4 protein-coding genes are annotated in these 5,855 nt (G+C 65.4%); 1 reads left to right on the top strand and 3 read right to left on the bottom strand.

Annotated elements, in window-relative coordinates:
* Nucleotides 1–115: 115 nt before the first annotated feature.
* From dnaK to hrcA, 3 genes are all read right to left on the bottom strand, one after another.
* Nucleotides 116–2,044, bottom strand: coding sequence for a molecular chaperone DnaK (dnaK, locus tag AC1DMG_RS19010; protein ID WP_477180909.1), 1,929 nt, complete (start codon nt 2,042–2,044; stop codon nt 116–118).
* Nucleotides 2,045–2,204: 160 nt separating this feature from the next.
* Nucleotides 2,205–2,732 carry a nucleotide exchange factor GrpE gene (grpE, locus tag AC1DMG_RS19005; RefSeq protein WP_441604134.1) on the bottom strand — a complete coding sequence of 176 codons (528 nt, stop codon included), beginning with the start codon at nt 2,730–2,732 and terminating at the stop codon, nt 2,205–2,207.
* A gap of 85 nt (nt 2,733–2,817) precedes the next feature.
* On the bottom strand, nt 2,818–3,870 hold the full coding sequence (hrcA, locus tag AC1DMG_RS19000; protein WP_441604133.1) for a heat-inducible transcriptional repressor HrcA: 1,053 nt from the start codon (nt 3,868–3,870) through the stop codon (nt 2,818–2,820).
* 193 nt (nt 3,871–4,063) lie between these two features.
* Here hrcA and recN point away from each other — a divergent pair, with 193 nt between their 5' ends.
* Nucleotides 4,064–5,734: a DNA repair protein RecN gene (gene recN / locus AC1DMG_RS18995; protein WP_441604132.1), complete on the top strand. Its 1,671-nt coding sequence runs from the start codon at nt 4,064–4,066 to the stop codon at nt 5,732–5,734.
* The last annotated feature ends 121 nt before the right edge of the window (nt 5,735–5,855 follow it).

Here is a 5,855-nt window from a genome sequence, read left to right as displayed (position 1 = left end):
GGACTGCTCTCTTACTCATGAATCGTAGGACCCATGTCTTCTCAACAAACAGCCCGCGCCTAGGTGAACTCCCGGGCGCGGGCTGCGTCAGATCGGCAGCGCCGACCGGCCAATATTACTTTTTCTCGTCCTTGACTTCAGTGAACTCGGCATCGACCACGTCGTCGTGGCCGGCCGGGCCGCCCTGCTGCTGACCGCCCGCGTGTGCGCCGGCATCCGCCTGGGCACCGCCCTGGGCCGCGGCGTACAGCGCCTGGGCGACCTGCTCGAGCTTCTCGATCTTCGAATCGATGGCCGACTTGTCGTCGCTGTCCTTGACCTTTTCCAGATCCGACAGCGCGCCTTCGATCGTGCTCAGCTGATCGGCCGGCACCTTGCCGCCGTGCTCTTTGAGCGCGCTGCGGGTGGCGTGGACCAGCTGGTCGGCCTTGTTGCGCGTGCCGACGAGTTCGTGGAACTTCTTGTCTTCTTCCTTGTTGGCCTCGGCGTCGGCCACCATGCGGTTGATCTCTTCCTCGGACAGGCCCGAACCGGCCTTGATCTCGATCTTCTGTTCCTTGCCGGTCTTCTTGTCCTTGGCCGAGACGTGCAGGATGCCGTTGGCGTCGATGTCGAASGWGACYTCGATCTGCGGCAKGCCGCGCGGTGCAGCGTCGATACCCTGCAGGTCGAACTTGCCCAGCGACTTGTTGGCGCTGGCGCGCTCGCGCTCACCCTGAAGCACGTGCACGGTCACCGCGGTCTGGTTGTCGTCGGCGGTGGAGAACACCTGCGAAGCCTTGGTCGGCACGGTGGTGTTCTTCTCGATCAGCTTGGTCATCACGCCGCCCATCGTCTCGATGCCGAGCGACAGCGGGGTGACGTCCAGCAGCAGCACGTCCTTGACGGTACCGCCGAGCACGCCGCCCTGGATCGCGGCGCCGACAGCGACGGCCTCGTCCGGGTTGACGTCCTTGCGCGGCTCCTTGCCGAAGAAGTCTTTCACCGACTCCTGCACCTTGGGCATGCGGGTCTGGCCACCGACGAGGATCACCTCGTTGATGTCGGACACGCGCAGGCCGGCGTCATTCAACGCGGTGCGGCACGGCTCGATGGTGCGSKTGAYCAGKTCYTCSACCAGCGMTTCSAGCTTGGCGCGGGTCAKCTTSAKGTTCARRTGCTTCGGACCGGAGGCRTCSGCCGTGATGTACGGCAGGTTSAYTTCGGTCTGGTGGCTGGAAGACAGCTCGATCTTGGCGCGCTCGGCGGCGTCCTTCAGGCGCTGCAGTGCGAGCGGATCCTTGCGCAGGTCCATGCCCTGGTCYTTCTTGAAYTCWYCGAYGAKGTAGTCGATGAYGCGCWKGTCGAAGTCTTCGCCRCCCAGGAAGGTGTCGCCATTGGTSGMCAGCACTTCGAACTGCTTCTCGCCGTCRACKTCGGCGATCTCGATGATSGASAYGTCGAASGTGCCGCCRCCSAGGTCRTACACGGCGATCTTGCGGTCGCCGCCCTTCTTGTCCAGRCCRWAGGCCAGYGCGGCSGCGGTCGGCTCGTTGATGATGCGCTTGACGTCCAGRCCSGCRATGCGGCCRGCGTCCTTGGTGGCCTGGCGCTGSSWGTCGTTGAAGTAGGCCGGCACCGTGATCACGGCTTCGGTCACCGGCTCGCCGAGATAGTCTTCGGCGGTCTTCTTCATCTTCATGAGGACCTTGGCCGAGATCTCCTGCGGAGCCATCTTGCGGCCATCAGCCGTTTCGACCCAGGCGTCGCCGTTTTCGTGCGCCACGATGCCGTAGGGCACGATGTGCAGGTCTTTCTGCACTTCCGCGTCGGTGAACTTGCGGCCGATCAGGCGCTTCACCGCGTAGAAGGTGTTCTTGGGGTTGGTCACGCTCTGGCGCTTGGCCGGCGCGCCCACCATGACTTCGTTGTCCTTGGTGAAAGCGACGATGGACGGCGTGGTGCGATCGCCTTCCGAGTTCTCGATGACCTTGGCGGTGGTGCCGTCCATCACGGCAACGCACGAGTTGGTCGTGCCCAGGTCGATACCGATGATTTTACCCATGTTGTTTACTCCCGAATTCTTTAAGCGACCCCTCGGCCGCAACTGTTTTGTCAGATGGGGTTTGCCGCGTGGCATCTCAATGCCGACAAGACCCCGGATGCCTTGCCACCGTTGCCGACAGGGGACGCCATTCAGGCGTCCTCGACCGCCGGCGCGGGCGTCATTCCTTGGCGACCGCCACCAACGCCGGGCGCAGCAGCCTGTCGTTCAACACGTAGCCCTTCTGCAGCACGTTGACGACCGTGTTGGGGGCCGCGCCCGGGGCCTCCACCATGCTCACCGCGTGATGCCGCTCCGGATCGAGCGGCTGACCCAGCGGATCGACCTGCACCAGGCCGTTGTTCTCGGCGATCTTCAGCAGCGACTTGAGCGTGAGTGCAATGCCCTCGCGCACGCTGGCGATATCACCGCCTTCCACCTGCAGACCGCGCTCCAGGCCGTCATAGACCGGCAGCAGCTCGTTGAGCAGCTTCTCGTTGGCGAAGCGGCGAGCCTGCTCCACGTCGCGATGCAGTCGGCGACGCTGGTTCTCGATTTCCGCCTTTTCGCGCAGCACGGTGTCGCGCAGCTCCACGTTGCTGGTTTCCAGTTCGGCGATACGCGACTTCAGCGCTTCCAGTTCGGCGCTGCCCGTCTCACCCTGCTGGCCTGGCGTCTCGTTGGACACCGTTGGGTCGTTGCTTTGCATGAATCACTCCAAGCCTTATCCGTGGCCGGTGCATCGCGCACCAACCGTCAAACACTTGCGGGTAAAACCCCGCCTCCCGAGCGGGTTATAAGGTCGTAGCGACGCGATTCAAGGCGTCGCTAAGCAATCCGGCCGTGGCTTGTACCACGGGAATCACCCGTTCATAGGCCATGCGGGTGGGTCCGATGACCCCCACCGCGCCCAGCACGCGACCCTGCGCACCATAGCTGGCCGTGACCACACTGCAACCATCCAATGCGGCAAAACCCGATTCTTCGCCGATAAACAGCCTCACGCCGGGGGCCTTGGCACACACTTCCATCAGCTGCAGCAGCTCGTTTTTCTGCTGGAAGGCCTCGAACAGCTCGCGCAGGCGCTCTAAGTTCGCTAGTTCCGAATAACCCATCAAGTTGGTCTGGCCGCTGACCAGCACGTCGTCGCTTTCGGTCTGGGGCGCGAACGAGGCCGCGGCCAGTTCCACCGCGCTGGACATCAGGCGGTTGAGTTCGCCGCTGGTCTCGCGCAACTCGCGCAGCAGATGGGCGCGGATATCGTCCAGGCGCAGGCCGGCGAACTGGGTATTGAGGTAGTTGGCGGCGTGCTCCAGCTCGCGCGCGTCCAGCGGCTTGGCCAGCTGCACAATGCGGTTCTGTACCTGGTTGTCCGAGAACACCAGGATCACCAGCACGCGGGCGTCCGGCAGGGCCACGAAATCGATGTGGCGCAACGGGAAATCCGCCTGGCGCGGCACGGTGACCACGCCGGCGAACTGCGTCATGGCCGAAAGAAGCGTCGACACATTGCCCAGCAGGTCGCGGGTGGTGGTGGGGCCCGGCGGCAGCTCGCGGCGCAGGCGGGCCATCTCGTCCTGAGGCAGCGGCTGCAGTTCGATCAGGCTGTCCACGAACAGGCGCAGGCCGCGCGGCGTCGGCACGCGGCCGGCCGAGGTATGCGGCGAGGCGACCAGGCCCGCCTCTTCCAGGTCGGCCATGATGTTGCGGATGGTGGCCGGGCTGACGTCCAGGCCGGACGAACGCGAAAGCGTGCGCGAGCCGACAGGCTCGCCATCGGCGAGGTACTGGGCGATCAATGTGCGCAAGAGGCGTCGTGCGCGGGCATCGAGAGGGGCGGCTGGCATGCTGTATCGCTTCGTGAGACACACAAGAAATAAGGTCTTGCGGGAAAGTTTGCAAGAAACGGGGATGAGGGATCGGTCGCGAGGGTGCAAAAACGGATGCCGGTGATCTGCCGGACGCCGAAGTGCGCGCCCCCACTACCCGCTCCCCGGCCCCATCCCCTTACAATCCCCCGACTTCACCAAGCCGCCACCCATGCTCACCTCGCTCTACGTTCGTCATTTTGCCGTCGTCGAAGAAGCCGAGATCGCCTTCGGCCCCGGCCTTACCGTGGTCAGCGGCGAGACGGGCGCCGGCAAATCCCTGCTGGTGGACGCGCTGATGCTGCTGGCCGGCGCGCGCGCCGACAGCGGCATGGTCCGTGCCGGCAGCGACCGCGCCGAACTCACCGCCGAGTTCGACCTGACGAACCTGCCCGAAGCCCGCGCCTGGCTGAGCCGGGAGGAACTGGACGACGAAGACAGCTGCCAGCTGCGCCGCGTGATCCGCGCCGAGGGCAGCTCGCGCGCCTGGATCAACGGCCGTCCGGCCAATGCCAGCCAGCTCGGCGAGCTGGCCACGCTGCTGGTGGAAATCCACGGCCAGCACGAGCACCAGGCCCTGCTCTCGCGCGCCCATCAGATGGAGCTGCTCGACGCTTATGCGGGCAATGAAGCCCTGGTGGCGCAGGTACGTGAGCTGGCGCAGCAATGGCGCGAGCTCGGCAACCGCATCCGCAAGCTCAGTGGCGGCGACGACCGCGAGCAACGCATCGAACTGCTCAGCCACGAACTGGGCGAACTGGAAAAGTGGGCGCTGCCGCCGGACGATCTGGCCGAGCTGGAAGCCAGCCACAAACGCCTGGCCAATGCCGGCCGCCTGGCCGAAGGCGCCGGCGGCGTGGTGGAACTGCTCGATGGCGAGAGCGAATTCGCACTGCGTCGTGCGCTCGGCCGCGCCCAGCTGGAAATGAGCAAGCTCGCCGCGCTGGACGATCGCCTGGCCCCGCTGCTGGAGCTGCTGGACAACGCCTCCATCCAGCTCAGCGAAGCGGCCGATGGCCTGGGCCGTTATGCGCTCGACGTCGATCTCGATCCCAACCGCTATGCGGAAGTGGATACGCATCTCACGCGTCTGCACGAACTGTCGCGCCGCCATCGCGTAACGGTGGCCGAGTTGCACGACAAGGCCGGCACGCTGCGCATCGAATTGAGCGAACTGGAAGGCGCCGGCGACGCGTTGGAAAAACTGGCCAAGCAGCGCACGCGCCTGCAGCAGCAATACGACGAACAAGCCGGCCAGCTCAGCCAGGCACGCCAGCAGGCTGCGGAACGCCTTGGCGGCGAAGTCAGCATCCTGATGGGCGAGCTGGGCATGAGCGGTGGTCGCCTGGTGGTGGAGCTGGAAGCGACCAACGAAGGTGATCCCGATGTGCAGGGCCGCGAACGTTGCGAACTGCTGGTCAGCGCCAACCCCGGCCAGCCGCCGCGCGCGCTGCGCAAGGTGGCCTCGGGCGGCGAGCTGGCGCGCATCAGCCTCGCCATCGAAGTGGCCACACTGGGCAAGGACACCGTCGGCACCATGGTGTTCGACGAAGTGGATACCGGCATCGGCGGCGCCGTCGCTGAAGTGGTGGGACAGAAGCTGCGCGCACTCGGCGCGCAACGCCAGGTGCTGTGCGTGACCCATCTGCCGCAGGTCGCTGCGCAAGGCCACGCGCATCTGCGCGTGAGCAAGGACAGCGATGGCGAGTCGACGCGTACGCGTATCGAGAAGCTCGATGCCAATGGTCGCCGCGATGAGCTGGCGCGCATGCTGGGCGGTGTGGAGATCACTCGCGAAACGCGGGCGCATGCGAAGCAGATGCTGGAGCGGGCGCAGGTTTAATCAGGTTGCGCGTACACCTGTGGGAGCGCACCCTGTGCGCGACTGCGGCACCGGGTCGTTAGCGYTCCGTAGGTTTGTCGCGCACAGGGCGCGCTCCCACAAAATCAACATGGGGCGCAGG

This window comes from Dyella sp. 01N36, assembly GCF_056399745.1.
This window is presented reverse-complemented; position numbering and strand designations above follow the sequence as displayed.

What these genes read in the sequence shown, in the direction of transcription:
- recN (WP_441604132.1), top strand. Translation starts at nt 4,064, where the DNA reads ATGCTCACCTCGCTCTACGTTCGTCATTTTGCCGTCGTCGAAGAAGCC.
- hrcA (WP_441604133.1), bottom strand. Translation starts at nt 3,870, where the DNA reads ATGCCAGCCGCCCCTCTCGATGCCCGCGCACGACGCCTCTTGCGCACA.
- grpE (WP_441604134.1), bottom strand. Translation starts at nt 2,732, where the DNA reads ATGCAAAGCAACGACCCAACGGTGTCCAACGAGACGCCAGGCCAGCAG.